The organism is Candidatus Planktophila lacus (assembly GCF_002287925.1).
Taxonomy (GTDB): Bacteria; Actinomycetota; Actinomycetes; order Nanopelagicales; family Nanopelagicaceae; genus Planktophila; species Planktophila lacus.
Genome location: NZ_CP016769.1, coordinates 651,131 through 672,364, shown reverse-complemented (window position 1 = coordinate 672,364; position 21,234 = coordinate 651,131). Strand labels below are relative to the sequence as shown.

General features: G+C 48.7%; 22 protein-coding genes. 5 read left to right on the top strand and 17 right to left on the bottom strand.

From position 1 onward, the window contains the following. Window positions 1-11: 11 nt before the first annotated feature. The 8 genes from pheT to fabG form a co-directional block, all read right to left on the bottom strand. Window positions 12-2,468, bottom strand: coding sequence for a phenylalanine--tRNA ligase subunit beta (pheT, locus tag A1s21148_RS03360; RefSeq protein ID WP_095671067.1), 2,457 nt, complete (start codon window positions 2,466-2,468; stop codon window positions 12-14). 1 nt (window position 2,469) lies between these two features. Further along, on the bottom strand, window positions 2,470-3,477 hold the full coding sequence (pheS, locus tag A1s21148_RS03355) for a phenylalanine--tRNA ligase subunit alpha (protein ID WP_095671066.1): 1,008 nt from the start codon (window positions 3,475-3,477) through the stop codon (window positions 2,470-2,472). Window positions 3,478-3,534: 57 nt separating this feature from the next. Further along, window positions 3,535-4,314: a TrmH family RNA methyltransferase gene (locus tag A1s21148_RS03350; RefSeq protein WP_095671065.1), complete on the bottom strand. Its 780-nt coding sequence runs from the start codon at window positions 4,312-4,314 to the stop codon at window positions 3,535-3,537. Window positions 4,315-4,322: 8 nt separating this feature from the next. Then, the gene (rplT, locus tag A1s21148_RS03345) at window positions 4,323-4,682 is read right to left on the bottom strand and encodes a 50S ribosomal protein L20 (protein WP_095671064.1); all 360 of its coding nucleotides are present in this window, start codon (window positions 4,680-4,682) and stop codon (window positions 4,323-4,325) included. Between the two features lie 14 nt (window positions 4,683-4,696). After that, on the bottom strand, window positions 4,697-4,894 hold the full coding sequence (gene rpmI / locus A1s21148_RS03340) for a 50S ribosomal protein L35 (RefSeq protein WP_095671063.1): 198 nt from the start codon (window positions 4,892-4,894) through the stop codon (window positions 4,697-4,699). 64 nt (window positions 4,895-4,958) lie between these two features. Beyond that, on the bottom strand, window positions 4,959-5,549 hold the full coding sequence (gene infC / locus A1s21148_RS03335) for a translation initiation factor IF-3 (RefSeq protein ID WP_095671062.1): 591 nt from the start codon (window positions 5,547-5,549) through the stop codon (window positions 4,959-4,961). 243 nt (window positions 5,550-5,792) lie between these two features. Beyond that, window positions 5,793-6,560, bottom strand: a complete 768-nt coding sequence (fabI, locus tag A1s21148_RS03330) for an enoyl-ACP reductase FabI (protein WP_095671061.1) — start codon at window positions 6,558-6,560, stop codon at window positions 5,793-5,795. Continuing rightward, window positions 6,561-7,277 carry a 3-oxoacyl-ACP reductase FabG gene (gene fabG / locus A1s21148_RS03325; RefSeq protein WP_095671060.1) on the bottom strand — a complete coding sequence of 239 codons (717 nt, stop codon included), beginning with the start codon at window positions 7,275-7,277 and terminating at the stop codon, window positions 6,561-6,563. It lies immediately after the preceding gene. 82 nt (window positions 7,278-7,359) lie between these two features. Here fabG and A1s21148_RS03320 point away from each other — a divergent pair, with 82 nt between their 5' ends. Together A1s21148_RS03320 and A1s21148_RS03315 are read left to right on the top strand one after the other, a co-directional pair. Next, on the top strand, window positions 7,360-7,653 hold the full coding sequence (locus A1s21148_RS03320; protein ID WP_095671059.1) for a DUF3099 domain-containing protein: 294 nt from the start codon (window positions 7,360-7,362) through the stop codon (window positions 7,651-7,653). Between the two features lie 39 nt (window positions 7,654-7,692). Continuing rightward, a complete protein-coding gene (locus A1s21148_RS03315) occupies window positions 7,693-8,439 on the top strand; it encodes an SURF1 family protein (protein ID WP_095671058.1) in 747 nt (248 codons plus the stop codon). Here the strand turns inward: A1s21148_RS03315 and A1s21148_RS03310 are convergent. Genes A1s21148_RS03310 through A1s21148_RS03270 form a run of 9 tightly spaced genes read right to left on the bottom strand, consistent with a single transcriptional unit; the run spans window position 8,380 to window position 16,647 of the window. Beyond that, entirely contained in the window at window positions 8,380-10,248 is a 1,869-nt protein-coding gene (locus A1s21148_RS03310) for an ABC transporter ATP-binding protein (RefSeq protein ID WP_095671057.1), read from the bottom strand. The two genes, A1s21148_RS03315 and A1s21148_RS03310, sit on opposite strands and share 60 nt — an antisense overlap. Before the next feature lie 49 nt (window positions 10,249-10,297). Beyond that, on the bottom strand, window positions 10,298-10,609 hold the full coding sequence (locus A1s21148_RS03305) for a metal-sulfur cluster assembly factor (protein WP_095671056.1): 312 nt from the start codon (window positions 10,607-10,609) through the stop codon (window positions 10,298-10,300). A gap of 39 nt (window positions 10,610-10,648) precedes the next feature. After that, on the bottom strand, window positions 10,649-11,089 hold the full coding sequence (gene sufU, locus A1s21148_RS03300; protein ID WP_095671055.1) for a Fe-S cluster assembly sulfur transfer protein SufU: 441 nt from the start codon (window positions 11,087-11,089) through the stop codon (window positions 10,649-10,651). Beyond that, window positions 11,089-12,333: a cysteine desulfurase gene (locus A1s21148_RS03295; protein ID WP_095671054.1), complete on the bottom strand. Its 1,245-nt coding sequence runs from the start codon at window positions 12,331-12,333 to the stop codon at window positions 11,089-11,091. The genes sufU and A1s21148_RS03295 overlap by 1 nt, the downstream gene beginning before the upstream one ends. A gap of 20 nt (window positions 12,334-12,353) precedes the next feature. Further along, window positions 12,354-13,106, bottom strand: a complete 753-nt coding sequence (gene sufC / locus A1s21148_RS03290) for a Fe-S cluster assembly ATPase SufC (protein WP_095671053.1) — start codon at window positions 13,104-13,106, stop codon at window positions 12,354-12,356. A 12-nt stretch (window positions 13,107-13,118) separates the two neighbouring features. After that, window positions 13,119-13,415 carry a non-heme iron oxygenase ferredoxin subunit gene (locus A1s21148_RS03285; RefSeq protein WP_095671052.1) on the bottom strand — a complete coding sequence of 99 codons (297 nt, stop codon included), beginning with the start codon at window positions 13,413-13,415 and terminating at the stop codon, window positions 13,119-13,121. Next, complete coding sequence (gene sufD, locus A1s21148_RS03280) at window positions 13,416-14,507, bottom strand: Fe-S cluster assembly protein SufD (RefSeq protein ID WP_095671051.1); 1,092 nt, start codon at window positions 14,505-14,507, stop codon at window positions 13,416-13,418. Continuing rightward, window positions 14,507-15,916: a Fe-S cluster assembly protein SufB gene (gene sufB / locus A1s21148_RS03275; protein ID WP_095671050.1), complete on the bottom strand. Its 1,410-nt coding sequence runs from the start codon at window positions 15,914-15,916 to the stop codon at window positions 14,507-14,509. The genes sufD and sufB overlap by 1 nt, the downstream gene beginning before the upstream one ends. After that, window positions 15,913-16,647 (bottom strand): helix-turn-helix transcriptional regulator, encoded by a 735-nt coding sequence (locus A1s21148_RS03270; protein ID WP_223299428.1) that lies wholly within the window; start codon window positions 16,645-16,647, stop codon window positions 15,913-15,915. The genes sufB and A1s21148_RS03270 overlap by 4 nt, the downstream gene beginning before the upstream one ends. A 90-nt stretch (window positions 16,648-16,737) precedes the next feature. On the opposite strand from A1s21148_RS03270, the gene A1s21148_RS03265 reads away from it, so the two are divergent. From A1s21148_RS03265 to A1s21148_RS03255, 3 genes are read left to right on the top strand one after another with little or no spacing between them, the layout of a single operon-like run. Then, the gene (locus A1s21148_RS03265) at window positions 16,738-17,598 is read left to right on the top strand and encodes a COX15/CtaA family protein (protein WP_095671049.1); all 861 of its coding nucleotides are present in this window, start codon (window positions 16,738-16,740) and stop codon (window positions 17,596-17,598) included. Between the two features lie 32 nt (window positions 17,599-17,630). Continuing rightward, a complete protein-coding gene (gene tkt / locus A1s21148_RS03260; RefSeq protein WP_095671048.1) occupies window positions 17,631-19,679 on the top strand; it encodes a transketolase in 2,049 nt (682 codons plus the stop codon). Between the two features lie 6 nt (window positions 19,680-19,685). Continuing rightward, on the top strand, window positions 19,686-21,221 hold the full coding sequence (locus tag A1s21148_RS03255) for a hypothetical protein (RefSeq protein ID WP_095671047.1): 1,536 nt from the start codon (window positions 19,686-19,688) through the stop codon (window positions 21,219-21,221). Window positions 21,222-21,234 lie beyond the last annotated feature (13 nt).

Below are 21,234 nucleotides of genomic sequence, written 5' to 3'. Positions count from 1 at the left end.
CAAAACCCGGATTATGCTGTACGAAGAACGGCGCCAGTGGCCTTTTCGGCGGCAACTACCGCCGCTTCGCGCATTTCTGAAACCTCAGCCCCTGTAAGAGTGCGATCAGGTGCGCGGAAAGTTAGCGTGAAGGCCAGCGAGATTTTGCCGTCACCAATCTTGTCGTAGCGATCAAAGAGTGCAATGGACTCGAGTAAATCCCCTGCACCGCTGCGCAGAGCGCTTTCTACTTCGAGTGCTGTGACAGATTGATCGACGATTAGTGCGACATCTTGAACGGCCGCGGGCATAGTGCCAACTCTGGTTGGTCGAACGATTTGAGAATCTGGCAAAGCACTTAGTCCAACTGCAAAGGCAACGCTTCGTTCTGGCAAACCGTACTTGGCAATAATACGTGGGTGAATCTCACCGGCATGTGCAACTGCCTTGCCATCAACGATTAATTCGGCGCAGCGGCCAGGATGCCACGGCGCAAAATCGGAACGTTTAATCGTCCATTCAAGGTTGCAAAGTTGCAAGATATCTTGGGCATAAGCGATTGCATCCTGCCAGTTATATGGGCGAGCTTTGCCTTGCCAATCTTCGCTCTCAACTTTACCGACCAATAAACCTGCCACATGAAACGCCTGTGGTGGCACGCTGGCATAGATCGATTCGATTGTTTTGGCATCAGGACGGCTTCCGATAACCGGAGAAACAGCTGGAACCAGCCTCTGCGCGCTGCGGAAGATCGAACCCATTTCAAAGATCGCAAAATCTTTTGCACCTCGGCTGATGTTTCGCGCCGCTACTTCGACAAGGCCTGGTACTAAGTGAACACGCATGAGCGGGAACTCTTCAGACATTGGATTTGCGATGCGATACGTGGAAGCGCGTTCTCCAACGAATCCCATCTGATCGATGGTCTCTTGATTGGTAAATGGGAATGTTTGAACTTCTGCCAAACCGCGTGCAGCGAGCATTGCAGAGATAGCTCGGCGCCGTTTCTGCGTTGGCGTAAGGCTGGCGTGATTTGGACGTGGTGGAAGGATTGATGGAATCTTGTCGTAACCAATCATGCGGGCTACTTCTTCAGCCAAATCTGAAGGTGTTAACAAGTCTGCGCGCCAAGATGGAGGATCAACGGCGAATGACTTTTCATCTACATCGCAGCCAATTACTCGCAGAACGCGCGCGATTTCAGCAGGTGCAATTTCAAGCCCCAGAATCTTTGAAATATAGGTCGGATCGAGTTTCACAACAGGCGCATACTTTGGTTCGCCAGCAACAACCGTTGCGACATGTTTGGCAGAACTATGCGCAGTTAAGAGCTGAACAAAGCGCGCTGACGCGAACTCAGCAAGCGATGGATCCACGCTGCGCTCAAGTCGACGCGATGCTTCAGAGGAAAGTTTATGGCGACGAGAGTTCTTAGCAATTAACACCGGATCGAAGCGAACTGCTTCAAGTGCAATTTCAGTTGTGTTCTCGGATATCTCAGAAGACTGTCCGCCCATCGTGCCTGCAAGTGCCAACGGTTGCTTATCGTCACAGACCATCAAATCTTCAGGATCGAGGTGACGAACTTGACCATCAAGAGTTGTAAATGGTTGTGCCTTACCAGCGCGCTTGATGGTTAGGCCACCAGAGATCTTCGCCTTATCAAATGCATGTAGCGGCTGACCGAGTTCAAGCATTACATAGTTAGTTACATCCACAACTAGCGAGATTGAACGCATTCCCATCTTCTCGATGCGACGTCGCATCCAAATCGGAGTGGTTGCAGATGGATCGAAATTTGAAAGCGTGCGGAGGTAGAAGACCGATGCTGTTGCAGGATCTTCAATCTTTGCAGCAACGCCTTTGCCAGTCTCTTCAAACTTCAAAGCACGAAGTGGCTCAACTGGATCCTTAAAGTTAAGTCCAAGTGAGCCAGCTACCTCGCGAGCTATACCGCGAATACTTAGCGCGTAACCACGATCCGGATTAACGGCAACATCAAAAATTGTGTCGTTAATTTCGAGAACTGCGATTGCATCTGCGCCGATCTCAACTCCGCCTTCGGCAAAGACCATGATTCCTGAGTGATCATCACCTAAACCGAGCTCGCGTGAAGAACAGATCATGCCATTAGAAGTTTTTCCGTAAGTCTCGCGCGCTCCGATTTTGAAATCTCCCGGCAAGACTGCGCCAGGGAGAGCGGCAACGACTATGTCGCCAACCGCGAAGTTAGTGGCGCCGCAGATTACATAGCGAGTTTCCTTCTCTCCGCAATCGATTCCAACATAACGAATTGGCTTCTTAAACTCGGTTATCTCTTCAATAGTTAAAACTTTGGCAAAGGTCAGTGGACCCGTTAAATCAGCGCCCGCTTCAATGATCTCTTCGACTTCAAAGCCAACGCGGATCAGGCCATTAGAGATTTCTTCGGCAGAAATCTTTGCCGGAATATCTACAAATTCACGGATCCAAGATAGAGGTGCGCGCATATTAGAGTCCTACTCCGAACTGACGCGTAAAGCGAAGATCGCCTTCGACTATGTCGTGCATATCGGTGACGTTGTGACGAACCATAAGTGTGCGTTCAAGCCCCATGCCGAATGCAAAACCGCTGTATACATCTGTATCGATGCCACAAGTCGCGAGAACTTTTGGATTTACCATGCCGCAACCGCCCCATTCGATCCAGCGACCGTTGAAGAAGATATCTACTTCTGCACTTGGCTCAGTAAATGGGAAGAAGGATGGACGTAAGCGAGTTGTAACATCGGGTCCAAACATCGCTTGGGCAAAATTATCGAGCGTTCCCTTTAGGTGAGCCATGGTGATGCCCTTATCAACTACCAAACCTTCGACTTGGTGGAATACCGGACTGTGTGTGGCATCTAGTTCGTCGGCGCGGAAAGTGCGACCAGGGCAGATCATGTAGATCGGAGGTTGATGTTCAAGCATGGAACGAATCTGCACTGGTGAGGTCTGGGTGCGAAGGACCATTCCAGAGTCAACTGGTTCAATGTAGAAAGTATCTTGCATGGTGCGCGCAGGATGATCTGCTGGAATATTTAAAGCATCAAAGTTTAACCATCCAGATTCAAGTTCGGGCCCTTCTTCAACGGAATAACCCTGTTCGATAAAGAAATCGCTGATCTCGTTTTTAATGATCGTAATTGGGTGAAGTCCTCCGCGATGTGCGCGATTTACCGGAAGAGTTATATCTACAACCTCTTCGAGAAGAACTTTCGAATCACGCTCTGCCTCTAACTTTTCGGTTGCTTTTTCAAGTGAAGCCGCGATCGCTGCCTTTGCCTCACCGATTAATTTGCCCGCACTAGCTTTTTCTTCTGGGGCGAGTGAACCTAAACCGCGACTAGCGAGTGAGATCGGAGCCTTATCGCCAAGATGGGCAAGGCGTGCGCTCTTTAAAGAATCGAGGTCGCCCGCAGCGGCGAAAGCCTTGGCGGCATCGCTAACCCATTTTTCGATTTCTGCGGGGCTCATAGCGAAATCTTATCCTGTGACCTTTCCAAGATGCGGGATATTTGAACTTCGATGCGATTAAAGAGCGGCGAGATGGAACATAACAATTGAGGCTGCCGCGGAAAGATTTAGGCTCTCGGCGTTGCCTTTCATTGGAATATTTACTGCAATAACATCGCCGCTAATCAAGGTATCAATGCCGCGCGCTTCATTTCCGAATATCGCTACACAATCTCCAACTTTTTCAAGTTCTAAAAGCGAAGTCTTTCCCTGCGCGGATAGCGCCAACTTGGTAATGGTTGGGAATTTCTCGGAGAGTGTTGAAAGAGTGATTCCCGAATAAAGCGGAATATGCCAGAGCGATCCCGCAGTTGCGCGAACTACCTTTGGCGAATACATATCGACGCTTCCGGGGGATGTGATCACCGCATCAATACCCATAGCGTCGGCACTGCGCAGAATTGTTCCAGCATTTCCTGGATCTTGAATTTCATGTAGATAAATAAATCTTGAACTACCGCTCAACTTTAGATCAGAAAATTCATTACGCCCGATTTCACAGACGCTAAGGATTCCTTGCGGTGTAATCGTTGAGGACATTGCAGCCATTACCGGCTCGCTAACCAAAATTGTTTCGACGCTTGATGTATCCAAACCGGCGGTATCGATGCGCGATTGGCCACTCTCAGTTAAAAAGAGAGTTTTAATCTTTGGACCAGACGCTGCTGCTAACGCTTCGCGGGCGCATTGCAGGCCTTCGGCGATAAATTCTCCATGCTCTCCGCGCTCTTTATTGCCGCGGGATGAAATAAGAGCCTTCACCCGCGCGATATGCGGCGAGTGAAGGCTCTCAATCATTTAAACAGTTAGGCGCTGACTAGGTTCTTGCGAGCTAGATCAACAAGTGTCTTAAATGTTGCTGGATCGTTTGTTGCGATGTCGGATAGAACGCGACGATCAACTTCAACGCCAGCAGCCTTTAGGCCTTGGATGAAACGGTTGTAAGTCATTCCGTTTTCGCGGGCTGCAGCGTTAATGCGCTGAATCCATAGCTGACGGAAATCACCCTTCTTATCTTTACGGTCGTTAAACGCGTAAACCATTGAGTGAGTGACTTGCTCTTTCGCCTTTGTGAAAAGACGGGAACGCTGACCGCGGTATCCGCTAGCGCGTTCAAGGGTTGTGCGACGCTTCTTAGCAGCGTGAACTCCACGTTTTACTCTCATTTAATTCACACTCCTTACTTAAGGCCAAGCATGCGCTTGGCTGTCATTGCGACGGTTGGCTTTGCTGCTTGTTCGGTACTCAAACGACGAGTTACGCGAGATGACTTACGCTCCAAAAGGTGGCGCTTGCCTGCACGCTCGTGCATGATCTTTCCTGAACCGGTTACGCGAAAAGTCTTCTTCGCGCCACTGTGGGTCTTCATCTTTGGCATTTATCTTCTCCTGTACTTCGTCGTCTTATAAAACTTGAAAAACTTTTGAAACTAGAAAAACTCTTTACTTCTCTTCTGCCGCCTCGAGCGCTGCCTTTTCCTTGGCTGCGCGCGCTGCCTTCTGCTCTGCAACCGCTTCAGTCTTCTTCTTTGTCGGCCCCAGCACCATCGTCATATTTCGACCCTCTTGCTTAGGGGCGAACTCAACAAAAGCAACTTCTGCAACATCTTCTGCAAGACGTTGTAGCAATTTGAAACCAAGCTCGGGGCGAGTTTGTTCGCGTCCGCGGAACTTCATCGTGATCTTTACCTTGTCGCCACCCTTTAAGAATTTCACGATTGCGTTACGTTTAGTTTCGTAATCGTGATTTTCAATCTTTGGTGTCAATCGCACTTCCTTCACCACAATGTGGGTCTGGTTCTGACGAGCTTCACGGGCCTTCTGGGCAATTTCGTACTTGTACTTGCCGAAGTCCATGATTTTGCATACAGGTGGATTTGCCTCTGGCGCGATCTCAACGAGATCTAAACCAATTTCATCTGCCATCTGTAGCGCTACTTCAATATCTACAACTCCAACTTGATCACCGGTGTGGCCGATGAGACGAATTTGAGGTGTGCGGATACGGTCATTGATGCGCGGTTCAGTTGTGATTTGTGCTCCTTAGTTGGTTACTACTTTTGAACGCTGTTCTCTTTTGAACTTCGTTCTGTCGATTTTGACTTTAGTAGCCGGGGTTTACCGCAGAAATCGCGCACCGCTAAGGAAAGAAAAACGCGCCTGGAAGGCGGCTTACTTTCGACAAACCAGCCAGCTCTAGAATCTAGGCCAAGAAGGTGGGAGCGGTGAGCTCCTCTTGCAGTAGCCAAAGCCACTGGTCTGAGCCGTACTTTACCTTTAAGCGCCCATCGCGTGCAAACCGCCGTCTACATGCACGATTTCGCCCGTTGTCTTCGGGAACCAGTCAGATAACAGGGCCACAACAGCCTGGGCGGCAGGCACTGGATCGGTTACATCCCATTCCAGTGGGGAGCGTTCATTCCAGACCTTTTCAAATTCATCAAAGCCCGGAATTGATTTTGCCGCCATGGTGCGAATTGGACCTGCTGCAACCAAGTTAACACGAATATTTTCTGCGCCTAAGTCGCGGGCCAGGTAACGAGATGTCGATTCAAGCGCTGCCTTTGCAACGCCCATCCAGTCGTACTTTGGCCAAGCAACAGTGGCATCGAAATCAAGGCCTACAACAGATCCCCCACCGTTAAACAGTGGGCGCGCAGCCATCGTTAAAGATTTAAGCGAATATGCAGAAACATGAACTGCGGTTGCTACATCTTCCCAAGCAGTGTTTAGGAAATTTCCACCGAGCGCTGCTTCGGGGGCAAAACCAATTGAGTGAACAACGCCATCAAGGTGTGGGAGATGTTCTTTAACTCGACCGGAAAGAGCATCGAGATGTTCTTGATTTGTAACATCGAGTTCGATGACTGGAGCTGGTTGTGGCAAGCGACCTGAAATACGAGTAGTCAAACTCATTACGCGACCGTAAGAAGAGAGCAGTACGTTGGCGCCTTGTTCCTGCGCAATCTTGGCAATATGGAAAGCGATCGAGCCATCTGTTAATACGCCAGTTACAAGAATATTTTTACCTTGAAGAATTCCCATTTAATGTCCCATTCCTAATCCGCCATCTACTGGAATCAAAGCACCCGTGATGTAACCACTTGCAGGTGATGCCACAAAGCTAACTACTTTTGCGATCTCATCTGCAGAGCAGAAACGACCGAGCGGCACAGAAGCAGCGATTTCGGATCTGCGTTTTTCATCGAGGGCTGCCGTCATATCAGTTTCGACAAATCCTGGAGCGATCACATTTGCGGTAATACCGCGGGAACCAAGTTCGCGAGCAAAAGAACGAGCCATTCCGAGTAGACCCGATTTACTTGCCGAGTAGTTAACCTGGCCAGCAGCTCCGACTCCCCCGACAACAGATCCAATAAATATAAGTCGTCCGCGTTTTAACTTAAGCAGACCCTTGGTCGCTCGTCTTGCAACGCGAAAGGCGCCAGTTAAATTGGCGTTGATAACGCTCTCAAAATCTTCATCTGACATTCGCATGACTAGACCATCTTTGGTGATGCCGGCATTAGCCACGATGATTTCAGGCAAACCCCATTGCGATTCAATTTCAGCGAAGGCGGCATCAACGCTTTCAGAGGAAGTCACATCCATCTGCACTGCGCTAAATCCAGTAGGTGCGCTACCGCTGCGATAGGTAACAACTACATGATGGCCATCTGCTTTAAGTGATTGCGCGATCGCTAATCCAATACCGCGATTTCCGCCGGTGACCAGAGCGATTGCTTTTGATTCCTCGGACATATGACAAAACTTACCCTGCTACTTACGCGTAACTTGCCGTTTTCGGCGGGCGCGCCACGGTTAGGCGCCTTACTCTTAGGTCATGGCGATCAGACGCAAGTCAGCAAGTAAGGCTCCTGCGGTTTATGACATCACCGCCGCTCCTGCATCACTGACTCGTGATCAAGCAGGGCGTCAACGTCGCTACTTCTATTCAATGATGATCCGTACCTTTTGCTTCATTCTGACGGTGATTCTGCCTAGTCCTTATCGCTGGTTTGCACTCCTAGGCGCAGTAACGCTTCCATATTTTGCAGTAGTCATCGCAAATGCTGGTCGTGAGTCTTTTGCGCCGGGCTCTGGCTTGGTTTCAGATAAAGCGAAATCCCTAGAGTAAATAATCTTTCTAGAATTATCGATTGGCTAGACTCAATACATGTCTAGTGAGCGCTCTTCAGAGAAGGAATCTAATACTTTTCTAAAGCATCTTCTCGCGCTATTACTAATCTTGGGATGTCTTTGGGCTAGTCAGTGGCAGTTTCAGCGCGGTATAGATCGCCAAGATCGTAACCAAGGTATTGAGGCGCAGTTAACTCTTAATCCAGTCGAATTGAATGATATAAAAGATAATTTTGTGAAGTACGAATGGCGCACAGTTACAGTAGAAGGTTCCTTCGATTCAACCAATCAAATTCTGCTTAAGAATCGATACTTTGAAGGCGTCTATGGCTATGAGGTACTAACTAGATTTACCGCAAGCGATGGCCGATCTTTCTGGGTTGATCGTGGATGGGTAAAAGCTGGCAAGGATGCAGCTACCGCACCAGTTGTCTCTACTGCCCCGACCGGTGCAGTTTCTCTAACTGCGCGGTTTCGTTTGGATAGATCACTTCCACAAGGCGCTTTCTTCGCACTTCCTGCAAGTGGCGCGGGAATGATCTCAAAGTTAAATGCTCAATCAGATTCGACATCCGAAGGTTTCTACTTAGATTTACTGAGCGGTTCCCAACCATCACTGACTCCAGCTGTGCCTGCGCAAGTGCCTGAGTTAAGCGATGGGCCACATATTGCTTACTCGCTGCAATGGATCTTCTTCGCCGGGCTAATTATCTACGGCAGAATCTTAATTAGGCGTGGTCAAATCTTGACGAGCAAAGAGCTCGGAATAGAGCCCACCAGTTAGCACTAGCTCCTCATGTTTTCCGCGTTCGACGATGGATCCATTTTCAAGAACGATTATCTGATCTGCGCCCATGACGGTGCTCAAGCGATGCGCAATCACAATACTGGTGCGTCCATATAACGCTTGCGCTAGCGCCTTTTGAACTAACTCTTCATTTTCAGAATCAAGGTGAGCGGTTGCTTCATCGAGAATTACGATGCTTGGAGATTTCAACAGTAACCGCGCAATTGCCAAACGTTGCTTTTCGCCGCCAGATAAACGGTGGCCGCGTTCTCCAACCATTGTCTCCAAACCGTTTGGAAGTGTTGAGACTAGATCCCAAATCTGCGCTGCTTCACAAGCGACCTTCATCTCATCGAGTGTGGCATCGCTCTTTGCATATCTTAGATTTTCGGTAATTGTTGCGTGGAAAAGATGTGAATCTTGCATAACAACACCAATAGATCCGCGAAGTGAATTAAGGGTGAAGTTACGGATATCTTCACCATCAATCGAAATACAGCCACCTGTAACATCGTAAAGTCTCGGAAGTAGCGCGCTGATAGTTGTCTTTCCTGCACCCGACGGACCAACGAGCGCTGTTACCGTTCCAGGTTTTACTTCAAATGAGATTCCTTTGAGAATCTCTTCAGAGTCCTTTACCTCAGGTAGAAAAGCGGCTTCAAGGGAGGCAAGAGAGATCTCTTGCGCTTTCGGATAGGTAAAGCGCACTTCATTAAAAGTAATTGCAGGCGTCTTACTTTCCAACTTCTTCGGTGCTGATATCTCTTTGACCATAGGTTCTAGATCAAGGACTTCAAAGACTCGCTCAAAAGAGACAAGTGCGCCCATAACATCCACGCGCACTGTGGCCAGAGCAACCAGTGGACCGTAAAGACGGGCAAGCAAAGTGGTTATTGCAATCAAACTTCCAACAGTTATCGAACCATCAATCGCTAGATGTCCGCCGATGCCATAAGCAATTGCAGTGGCAAGAGCAGCGATACTTATCAACGCAATGAAGAAGAAGGTGTTGAGCATCGCCATTGAGATACCGATATCGGCGACTTTACGTGCTTTGGTCTTAAACTCTTTTGATTCCTGATTTAGATCACCATAAAGCTTTACCAAGAGCGCCCCAGATACGTTGAAACGTTCGGTCATCGTCGATGACATTTGGGCATTTACTTCAAATGAATCTCGGGTGTAACCCTGCAGGCGTGAACCGATCCACTTTGTTGGAGCTAAGAAAATTGGCAGCAGGAGAAGCGAGGCTACGGTGATCTGCCAACTAAGCGCCAACATAGTTCCAACTACCAAGACCAGGGTCAGAACATTGCTGATGATTCCGGAGAATGTGGATGTAAATGCGCGTTGGGCTCCAATAACATCGGAGTTAATTCGGGAAATTAACGCACCAGTCTGAGTGCGCGTAAAGAATGCGATCGACTGCTCTTGAACATGGCGAAAGACTTGAGAGCGAAGATCATAGATAAGACCTTCGCCAATCTTTGCTGAAATCCAACGTACAACGATATTTACCAGAGCGCTAGCGATAGCAAGGAGCGCAACCGCTACCGCCATAGTTGTGACGACTGAGCGATCTTTAGGAATTACTCCGTTATCGATAAGTTCGCGAAGCAGAAGCGGGGTGGCCACGGTTAGAACTGCGTCGGCAATTAAACAGATTAGAAAGAGCGCAAAGACCGATTTATATGGGATCGCATAGGCAAATATTCGCTTTAACGTGCCGGGCTTTAACTTGGCGTTTTTTACAGATTGATCAGAACTTAACGTGCGAAGCGCCATCCAGCCAGCATGCATTGACATAAAGAGCTTCCGATCAAATAAATTGCTAGATCGCTAACGCTAATTTAGGTTAGACGGTAAAACCAAGCGCACGTAGTTGTTCGCGCCCATCATCTGAAATCTTATCTGGACCCCAAGGTGGCATCCATACCCAGTTGATCTTTACATCCGAAGTATGAGGTGCGAGTGCTTGACGAGTTTGATCTTCGATTACATCCTGCAATGGACAAGCCGCAGATGTCAGAGTCATATTTAGTACGGCGATATTGTTATCGTCGACCATTACATCGTAGATAAGGCCAAGATCAACAACATTGATTCCGAGCTCGGGATCGACGACATCCTTCATCGCCTCTGTTACATCATCAACTGTTGCAGCCATTATTTTCTCCGTTTTGTAGATTGCTCTGGTTAGATCTTACTAGCCCTTGGATTGGGCTTGAACGCTGGCATCTTTAAATGCCATCCAGCCCAACAGGGCACATTTGATTCGTGCGGGATATTTAGAAACGCCAGCAAAGGCGACTGCATCTTCCAGGAGATCTTCATCTCCAGTCACCGCACCTTTACTCTGCATTAGGGCGACAAACTCATCAAATATTCGGTAAGCATCTGAAATGCTCTTACCGATTAACAGGTCTGTGAGAACCGAGACGCTGGCTTGAGAGATCGAACAACCAACGCCATCCCAAGTGATTGCGGATACTTCGCCGTTCTTGATCGTTACATTTAAATCAATTTCATCGCCACAAGAAGGGTTTACGTGGTGAACCTGTGCGTCGTAAGTCGCTGATAGCTTCTTGTTCTGCGGGTTCTTATAGTGATCAAGGATCACTTCCTGATAAAGGTTATCGAGTTGCATTAGCCGAAGTATTTCTGCGCAGCAAGGATCGATTCACAAAGTTGATCGATATCTTCGGTGGTGTTGTAGAGATAGAAACTTGCACGGGTTGTAGCGGCAACGCCCATCTTGCGAGTTAGTGGCCAGGCGCAGTGATGTCCCGTGCGAACTGCGATTCCCGCATCATCTAAAAATTGTCCTAAGTCATGCGGATGAATTTCACCGAGTGTGAAGGAAACCGCTCCCCCACGCATATCCGTATTTAGAGGGCCGAGAATACGAAGTGAATCAATACCGGACATTGCATCTAGCGCATATTTAGTGAGTTCGATTTCATGTTTATGGATCGCACCCATTCCGATCTTTGTTAAGTACTTGAGTGCGACCCCAAAGCCAACAATCTGCGCCATATTTGGAACGCCTGGTTCAAATTTACGAGGTGCTGGTGCCCAAGTTGCTTCAGTCATAGTCACTGACTCGATCATCGATCCGCCAAATAGGAATGGCGGAAGTTCTTCGAGTAAATTCGCTCTTCCCCAGAGAACTCCAACTCCAGTTGGTCCAACTGCTTTATGGCCAGAGAAGGCTAAGAAATCGATATCTAGATCTGCCACGTTAACTGGCATATGCGGCACTGATTGACAAGCATCAAGGATGCAAACGGCGCCTACATCGTGGGTGCGCTTTACCAGATCATCCAATGGAACAATAGTTCCGAGAACATTTGATTGGTGAGTTAGCGCAACGATCTTGGTCTTCGTCGTAATAATAGAATCGATATTTGAGAGATCTAAGCGCCCCTCAGGAGTTACCTCAAACCATTTAAGAATCGCACCTGTGCGCGCTGCTAGTTGTTGCCAAGGAATCAAATTGGCGTGATGTTCCATCTCGGAAACCACTATCTCATCGCCAGCCTTTAGGTGAAACTTATTCCCGGTTGGCGCAGAACCGATCGCATAGGCCAATAGATTAAGCGCCTCTGTAGAACTTTTAGTGAAGACAATCTCATCTTCTTTGCCGCCCAAGAAATCAGCGACAACTTTACGCGCAGATTCAATTCCGTCAGTCGCTTCCTCTGCCAATTGATGAGCGCCACGATGAGCTGCAGCGTTATGTAAACGATAGAAATCGCTTTCCGCATCGATAACGATGTTCGGCTTCTGGCTTGTCGCACCGCTATCTAGATAGACCAGGCGCTTTCCATCGCGGATCTTGCGATCAAAGATCGGAAAATCCGCACGGATTACGACTGCATCAAATGACATTAAATTAAGTAATTGCGAGATTACGCAGTTACGTACTCCGCATATCCATTGGCTTCGAGCTTATCTGCAAGTTCTGGCCCACCTTGTTCAACGATCTTGCCGTTGGCGAAGACGTGTACGAAATCTGGCTTGATGTAGCGCAGGATTCGGGTGTAGTGAGTGATCAGAACAACCCCAAGATTGTTATTTGTCTTTGCACGATTTACACCTTCAGAGACTATGCGAAGGGCATCAACATCTAGGCCTGAATCAGTCTCATCGAGAATCGCCATCTTTGGCTTGAGTAGTTCAAGCTGCATGATTTCGTGGCGCTTCTTCTCACCACCAGAGAAACCTTCGTTGACATTGCGTTGTGCAAATGATGGATCCATGCTCAAAGCTTCCATCGCGCTTTTAACTTCGCCTACCCAAGTACGTAACTTAGGCGCTTCACCGCGAAGAGCAGTTGCTGCGGTGCGTAGGAAGTTAGAAACAGATACGCCCGGAACCTCAACTGGATATTGCATAGCAAGGAACAGACCAGCCTTGGCGCGCTCATCAACAGTCATCTCAAGAACATCTACGCCATCTAGCGTGACAGTTCCGCTAGTAATTGTGTACTTGGGATGTCCGGCAATTGAGTAGGCAAGAGTTGATTTTCCAGAGCCATTAGGGCCCATGATTGCGTGGGTTTCGCCGGATTTGATAGTCAGGTCTACGCCTTTGAGAATTTCTACAGCACCGTTCTCGGTATCTACAGAGACTTTAAGTCCACGAATTTCTAGAGTGCTCATCAATTATCCTCGCTACGCATCTACCGTGACGGAGTCTCCGTCAACGCTTACTGAATAAGTCTTTAGTGCTGCAACTGCTGGCGGAGTTAACGCTTCGCCTGTACGAAGATCAAACTCTGCGCCGTGAAGCCAGCATTCGATCTTGAAATCTGTAATGTCACCTTCTGATAGAGAAGCATCTGAGTGCGAGCAAGTGTCATCTACGGCGAAGACTTCATCGCCAACACGAGCAACGCAGATAGCGCGACCATCTTTTTCGATCTTGACCGGCTTACCCGAAGTTAACTCGCTAAGTTTTAGATCGCTCATCTACGAACCAGCCTTTGCAAGTTCGCCATCGATACGATCCATAAGACGATCTTGAATCTCTTCCACGCCAATCTCAGAGACGATTTCATTGAAGAAACCGCGAACCACTAAGCGACGAGCATCTGCTGCATTAATGCCACGTGACATCAAGTAGAAGAGTTGTTCGTCGTCGAAGCGACCAGTTGTACTGGCATGTCCTGCGCCTACGATCTCCCCAGTTTCAATCTCCAAGTTAGGAACTGAATCTGCGCGCGCTCCATCGGAGAGCAAGAGATTGCGGTTTAGCTCGTAAGTATCTGTGCCTTCGGCTGCAGCTCGGATAAAGACATCACCAATCCAGACGGTATGGGCTCCATCTCCTGCAAGTGCGCCCTTGTAGTTAACGCGTGATTTGGCATTTGGGACTTTGTGATCGACAAACATACGGTGTTCGAAGAACTGTCCGGAAGTTGCAAAGTAAACGCCTAATAGCTCACAGGATGCGCCAGGTGCAATGAAATCAACTGTTGGAAGTAAGCGAACAAGTGATCCACCTACGGTTACAACGATTGACTTAAAAGTTGCATCGCGATCGACGATTGCATGGTGGCGGCCGGCGTGAATTGTCTTTCCATCCCACTCTTGCAAAGTCACCAACGTTAAGTTCGCGCCCGGTGCGACTGAGATTTCCATATCTTCTGCAAGGTGCGTATCACCAGAGTTCTCGATGATCACAGTTGCTTTGGCATGGTTTTCGATTCGGATCTGAACTCGAGAGAGTTCAGCGGAATCTGTAGCGCCAGAGCTGCGATTTAAGAAGATCGGCGCTGCAACTTCTGTGTTTGCCTTGATGGTTAGAACGGCGACATCTGCTGCGTTTTCGCGGATACGGCCAACAATTGCGTCATCGCTTTCAGTTAACGGAGCGGCTAACTCGCGTGAGATTCTTTCGAAGCTGACGCCTTCTGCGGCCACGCCCTTAAGCGAAAGCGATCGGCGATCTGCAATTACTGCAGTGCCATCATGAAGACCACCTAAACGCTTTAACGGAGTAAAGCGCCAGGCCTCTTCTCGCCCAGTAGGCGTTAAGTAGTTAGTGGTGAGCGTTGTCATTAACCGACAGCACCTTCCATCTGAAGTTCAATTAGTCGGTTTAACTCAAGTGCATACTCCATTGGAAGTTCGCGTGCAATTGGTTCGATAAAGCCACGAACGATCATCGCCATAGCCTCATCTTCAGTAAGTCCACGTGACATTAGGTAGAAGAGTTGATCATCACTGATCTTAGAAACTGTTGCTTCGTGTCCCATTGAAACATCGTCTTCGCGGATATCGACATATGGGTATGTGTCAGAACGTGAAATTGTGTCAACCAAGAGCGCATCGCACTTTACGGTGCTCTTTGAGTGATGTGCGCCTTCTTGAACCTGTACGAGACCACGGTAGGAAGTACGACCGCCGCCACGTGCAACAGATTTAGAGATTACGGATGAAGATGTGTAAGGAGCTGCGTGCACCATCTTTGCACCAGAATCTTGATGTTGTCCGGCGCCCGCAAATGCAAGGGAGAGTGTTTCACCCTTGGCATGAGGACCCATCAACATAACTGCTGGGTACTTCATGGTTACCTTAGAGCCGATATTTCCATCGACCCATTCCATCGTTGCACCTTCAGCGCAGGTAGCCCGCTTGGTTACGAGGTTGTAAACGTTGTTAGACCAGTTTTGAATCGTGGTGTAACGAACGCGTGCACCCTTCTTTACGATGATTTCTACGACTGCTGAGTGAAGTGAATCTGATTTGTAGATTGGCGCTGTGCAGCCTTCTACATAGTGGATATATGAATCTTCATCGGCAATGATCAAGGTGCGCTCGAACTGACCCATGTTTTCGGTGTTGATTCGGAAATATGCCTGCAATGGAATTTCGACGTGTACGCCCTTTGGTACGTAGATGAATGAACCACCAGACCATACAGAAGTGTTCAGTGCTGCAAACTTATTGTCGCCAACTGGAATTACTGAACCGAAATACTCTTTGAAGAGTTCTGGGTGCTGCTTTAGCCCGCTATCGGTATCAAGGAAGATCACGCCTTGTGCTTCTAGATCTTCACGGATTGAGTGATAAACAACTTCTGATTCGTACTGCGCTGCAACGCCAGAGACCAAGCGTTGCTTTTCTGCTTCTGGGATACCTAAACGATCGTAAGTGTTTTTGATTTCTTCAGGAAGATCATCCCAAGTTGCAGCCTGCTTCTCGGTTGAGCGAACGAAGTATTTGATGGTGTCGAAGAAGATTCCAGAAAGGTCTGATCCCCATGATGGCATCGGCTTCTTCTCAAACAGTGACAAGCCCTTAAGGCGTAGATCTAGCATCCATTGTGGTTCGTCTTTCTTGGAAGAGATATCGCGAACGACATCTTCGTTAATGCCACGTTTTGAGTTTGCGCCAGCATCGTTGCCATCTGACCAACCGTATTCGTAGTTTCCAAGACCTTCGAGCTCTGGATGTGCTGTTGTCATTTTTGCGCCTTTCCGGCTTTTGCTTGAGTGTTTATCTTTGGAACTTGCTTTGGAACTTGCTTTATAACTTGCTTACCAAGTTGAGGTATATATGTAGTGCAAACACCATCGCCGTGGGCGATCGTGGCTAAACGTTGTACGTGAGTTCCGAGCAGATTTGAAAGCGCCTCTGTCTCGGCTTCACATAGCTGGGGAAACTCTGCGGCGACGTGTGCAATCGGGCAATGGTGCTGACAAAGTTCTTCACCTGTCCCACGTGGACCGACGCTTGCGGCATAACCTTGTTCGGTTAGGAACTCAGCAAGTGATGCGACTTTGTCATCGCTCTTTGAAATAGAAGAACTGGCTTTGCGAACCATGTCATCGGCGCGTGATTGCGCAAATGCGCTAACGAGATGTTCTCCAGATTGTGCAGACATAAATTTAAGAGCGGCTACCGCTAGATCGTCGTAAGAATGTTCGAACTTCTCGCGCCCGTTATCGGTCATCACGAAAACTTTGGATGGTCGACCACGCCCGCGCGATGGTGCAACTCGTGGATCGCGCGCTTCGAGAATTCCATCTGCGACAAGCAGGTCTAAGTGGCGGCGAATTCCAGCTGGCGTAAGACCTAAGCGCTCGCCCAAGGCAACAGCGGTAGATGGTCCATTTTCAAGGATTGAGCGGGCGACGGCATCGCGGGTACGCGGATCATCTCCCACGATGGCGCTCGGACGTTCCTTGATTTTCACAACACTATTGTGTCTTAATTCATGCCATCTCGCCACTTCTACGGCGTGACTTTGACCGCCTCTTTCCTCGCGCGGTCTTAGGCTAAGGCTATGAAGCTGCGCAGATTCCTCTACGGCGCGCTACTAACTTTGCAAGCTGGATTGGTCTTGACCGGTGGCGCAGTGCGAATTACGGGATCAGGCCTGGGCTGCCCAACTTGGCCAGAATGCACACCTGGTTCATATACGCCGGTTCCTCATCAAGCAGAAGGTCAGTTACATGCTTGGATCGAGTTTGGAAATCGTTTATTAACCTTTGCGCTCGTTGCAGTTTCATTAGCAATTCTGATTCATGTTCTCAATAAACGTCGTCGCGATCTGCGCTCGCTAGCTATCGGACAACTTCTTGGAATTCTCGGTCAAGGCGTACTTGGGGGAATAACTGTTCTCACTGATTTGCATCCGCTACCAGTGGCTGGCCATCTCTTGCTATCAATAATTTTGATCGCTGGCGCGGCATCGCTTTACTCGAGACGAGAGTATTCAGCCCGCCCGCGCACAGATCTAGATAAGTTAACAAAGCGAATCTCACTCTTACATATCGGATTAACTTTCGTGGTCATTATTCTCGGCACCATCGTGACTGGCTCTGGCCCACATGCTGGAGATGAGAAAGCGCAACGTTTTGGATTCGATATTCGCGTCGTTGCGTGGCTACATGCTGATGCCGTCATTGCCCTCCTTGGTTTAACCGCGGCTTTCTTCATTCTGGTTCGAAGCGATAAAGAGCTAGTTCGGAGAATTGGTGTTTTCACAGCGATCGCCCTCGCCCAGGGCGCGATTGGTTATATCCAATACTTCACTGGGATACCTGAAATACTTGTAGCTGCTCATCTTCTTGGAGCAACCCTAGTTTGGATCGCAGCGTGGCGAATCCGCATTACCGTTACAAAGACTTTGGTAATTCAATAGGTCAATCAGTAGATGAAAAATACAAATAAAGGATGGCTATGAAGAACTGGACTGAATTAGATGATCGCGCTGTGGTCATTGCCCGTGCACTCGCTATGGATTCAGTTCAAAAGGCTGGTCATGGACATCCCGGTACCGCGATGTCACTTGCACCAGTTGCCTACAACCTATTTCAAAACCATTTGACCCATGATCCTGCTGACCCAAATTGGTTGGGGCGCGATCGCTTTGTTCTTTCTTGCGGCCATTCTTCACTCACTCTTTACATTCAACTTTACTTCAGCGGCTACGGCGTTGAGTTAAATGATCTGAAATCATTTAGAACTTGGAACTCACTTACACCGGGCCACCCTGAATACGGTCACACCGCTGGCGTTGAAATGACGACCGGACCGTTAGGTGCAGGTGTAGCAACTGCGGTCGGAATGGCGATGGCTGCCCGTTATGAGCGCGGTTTACTAGATCCAGATGCTCCTGCCGGAAAGTCGATCTTCGATCACAATATTTGGGTTATCTGTTCCGATGGTGATTTACAAGAAGGTGTAAGCGGTGAAGCATCATCCCTTGCCGGTACACAACAACTTGGCAACTTGAAGATGATCTACGACGACAACCGCATCTCGATTGAAGGCGATACCCATGTTGCCTTCACTGAAGATGTTTCTGCGCGTTACCGCGCATATGGTTGGAGCGTAATTGAAGTCGCGACTAAATCTGATGGAGATGTTGATCTTTTAGCTTTGGATGCGGCAATGGTCGCCGCTGAGAAAGAAACTCTAAAGCCAACTTTGATTCGCATGAACTCTGTCATTGCTTGGCCCGCACCTAAGGCTCGAAACACCGCCGAATCTCATGGTTCTGCCCTTGGCGCCGAAGAGATTGCCGCAACAAAAGTGCTTCTCGGGCTAAATCCGGAAGAAAGTTTTGCTACGCCAGCAGAAGTGATCGCACATGTTCGCAAAGTAAAGGAACGTGGCGCTGCGCTGCGCGCCGATTGGGATAAGAACTTTGCAACCTGGAAGTCCGCTAACCCCGATCGCGCAACACTGCTTGAACGTTTGGTATCCAAAGAACTACCTGCCGGCTGGGATAAAGAGCTTCCAGTCTTTGCACCTGGAAAAGATGTAGCAACTCGTAAAGCATCCGGTGATGTGATCGCCGCTATCGCAAAGGTACTTCCAGAATTTTGGGGCGGTTCTGCAGATCTGGCAGGAAGCAATAACACCGTTATCAATAGCGCGGGTTCTTTCCTTCCTGCTTCGAGTGCAATGGCGAATGCAAACCCTTACGGACGCATGATCCACTTTGGCATTCGTGAACATGCGATGGGATCGATTCTAAACGGGGTTGCTCTGCACGGGTTATCGCGTTGCTTCGGTGGAACATTTGCCGTCTTTAGCGATTACATGCGTCCAGCAGTTCGCTTGGCAGCGATCATGGATATTGCATCTATCTTTATCTGGAGCCATGACTCAATTGGTTTGGGCGAAGATGGTCCAACGCATCAACCGGTTGAACATTTGGCAGCGCTCCGCGCGATTCCTAACTTTGATGTGGTGCGTCCAGGCGATGCCAACGAAGTTCGCGAGGCATGGAAGGTAATTCTGCAACGCCGCAAGCCTGCAGGTTTATTGCTTTCTCGCCAGAATTTGCCGGTAGTCGATCGCGCAACACATGGCGATGTCGCACTTGTTGGTAAAGGCGCCTACATTTTGAAAGAAGCCTCTGGCTCAGCCGATGTTGTTCTAATCGCAACTGGTTCTGAAGTTGGTGTCGCAATTGCAACGCAAGAGATTCTTGAAGGCCAAGGGGTCTCCACGCGTGTAGTGAGCGCTCCTTGTCTGGAATGGTTTAAAGAAACCGATTCTGCATACCAAGGCCAAGTAATTCCCAAAACCGCCAAGTTGCGCGTAAGCATCGAGGCTGGAATCGCCCAAGGCTGGCGCGATTACATCGGTGATTCAGGCATCGCCATATCGCTAGAACACTTTGGGGCTTCAGCATCTGCTGGAAAGCTCTTTACTGAATTTGGATTCGGCCCAGATGTAATTGCCGCAAAAATCCAGAACGCTCTGAAGTAAAGAACGATGATCAAATTAAGCGGACCATCTCTATCCAAGATTGATCGTAACGATCCTAAATACTTGGCGTTGGCCAAAGCACATCCTCGTATCGCTGCCAAAGATGCAAATATTTGGGGCCAGGCAGCAAGTGCAGAGGCTGCGATCCGTCTAAATTGGGTTGACCTAGATCAAAGTTCACGCGAGCTACTCCCCTTGCTCGATGCTCTCGCTGCTAAATTTCGCGATAAAACTAATTTAATTCTCTGTGGCATGGGTGGTTCTTCACTTGCCCCCGAGGTAATCGCTCAGACCTATAAGAAGAAAGTTTTTATCTTGGATTCAACGGATCCGGATTATCTGCATCGTGCGCTGCAAGGCAATTCCAGCAAGATGCTTGTCCTGGTTGCTTCGAAATCAGGATCCACCATTGAAACTTCTTCACAGCGCGCCTTCTTTGAAAAGTATTTAGGCGATGCAGGGTTAAATCCCACTGAACATATGGTCTTTGTAACCGATCCTGGTTCACCGCTAGATCAGGATGTACGTAAGTCTGGATTTACAGTTATCAACGCTGACCCTCACGTTGGTGGTCGCTTTAGCGCGCTCACCGCCTTTGGTTTAACACCTGCGACGTTGATGGGCGTTGATGCATCTGTTCTACTTGATCAAGCAAGTGATTGTCGTGAGCTCATGAAAACCAATCCCGAAGTAGTTCTAGATGTCGCTTATTTGCTACTAACTCAAGCCGAGCAATTCTTAGGTTTCACAGATAGCGGTTCAAAGTTTCCTGGACTTTCTGACTGGATCGAACAGTTAATCGCGGAATCAACAGGCAAGGAAGAGCAAGGGCGCCTGCCGATTGCAACAGAAGGTTTCAAGGAAGCTGCCATGGGCGGTGCATTCTCTGTCGCCTTTGCACCTGGTGCAGATCTAACAGTCGAAGCAGAACTTGGTGAGCATTTCTTATTCTGGGAATGGGTAACTGCTCTACTGGGTGCAGCGCTCGAAATCGATCCCTTCAATCAACCCAATGTTACCGAGGCAAAGGAAGCAACTTCTGCGGTACTTGCGGAATGGAATAACTCACTTCCAGTGATTACCACCGCCAACAGCGAAGATGGCGTTGAGATCTTCGGCGATGGAAACACCTTAGTTGCAGCGTTAAAGAATCTAATTGCGAATACCGACGCTGACGGTTACATAGCGATCACCGCTTATTTAGATCGCGCAGGAGATAGCAAGTTGACTGAACTTCGTGCGGTTCTCTCCGAGAAATCTGGACGTCCAGTTAGCTTTGGTTGGGGTCCGCGTTTCTTGCACTCCACCGGACAATTCCATAAGGGCGGACAACAGAATGGTTCGTTCTTACAGATAACTGGCGAGACAGTAAATAACTATCCGGTTCCAGGACGCGCCTTTGATTTCCGTACTTTGCTCATGGCGCAAGCCCTCGGTGATAACCGCGCTCTTGCGACAAGAAAATACCCGCTGCTTCGTCTGCATTGCACAGAACGTAGCGCGGGTATCGACCAGATCTTGAGAGCCGCTAAAGCTCTCTAAAAACTTTTACTAC